Source organism: Dorea sp. AF36-15AT (genome assembly GCF_003477705.1).
Taxonomy (GTDB): domain Bacteria; phylum Bacillota; class Clostridia; order Lachnospirales; family Lachnospiraceae; genus Claveliimonas; species Claveliimonas ammoniilytica.
In genome coordinates this window covers 1-733 of sequence record NZ_QUDV01000024.1, presented here as the reverse complement: position 1 = coordinate 733, position 733 = coordinate 1, and the positions used below count along the sequence as shown (strand labels likewise).

At 42.3% G+C, this 733-nt stretch carries 1 protein-coding gene; it reads left to right on the top strand.

Annotated elements, in window-relative coordinates; translation table 11 throughout:
* The first annotated feature begins 123 nt into the window (after nucleotides 1-123).
* Nucleotides 124-435, top strand: a complete 312-nt coding sequence (locus tag DWZ93_RS14610) for a hypothetical protein (protein WP_147364685.1) — start codon at nucleotides 124-126, stop codon at nucleotides 433-435.
* Nucleotides 436-733: the final 298 nt, after the last annotated feature.

The following is a 733-nucleotide window of genomic DNA, read 5'->3' as shown; positions in this document are numbered from 1 at the left end:
GTCGGGTGCTTTTGTTATGCGCTTTTATATAGTAACTATTAACTTTAGATTCAAAGGAGTGGTTCTTAATTAAATGGCAATAAGCCAAGCTTTTTTCACCATGAATTGTTGTGGTCCGGCAAGTTGGCTAGCAAGAAAACAGCCACAGGAATGTCGCCAAATTGGAGCAAGTATACTTTGTTTGTATGCCGATTTGATGGCGGCGTATCAATGGCACTTGGGATTCGCTGTAAGGACGACAGCTCAAGCGGCTGGAAAGACTGGATCCGCTTTATTGGCGGTAACGATTCCGGATCTGCCACGGATGTTTATGTGGCATCCGTTATGATTTCCGGAGATACGATTACCGCTTCTGGCGTCGGATCGCATGCTTTGACATCCACTGGATGTCCTGGCGTAGATAGGATTATGTGTGAGATCTACGGTATTATTTAGTCAGATCTGCAATCAATCATTGCATATAAGAGATGTGCAGATACGAATCCACTACCATATGCCCATATAGTTACATTTCCATCATCTTTTACTTGTTCGGCAGATATATTAATTGCATTAATGGTCGCAGTGCCGCTTAGGTACACCATAGAAACAATTGGAACTGTACCAGCGAATTGCTTTCCGACATTAATTGTAGCGTACATCCAATGCGTGTCGTAATATTTCAATAACACTTTTGCGCGGTACATTTTATCTGCAATCTTGCCATTTAATTAAGAACCACTCCGGAAAGGAG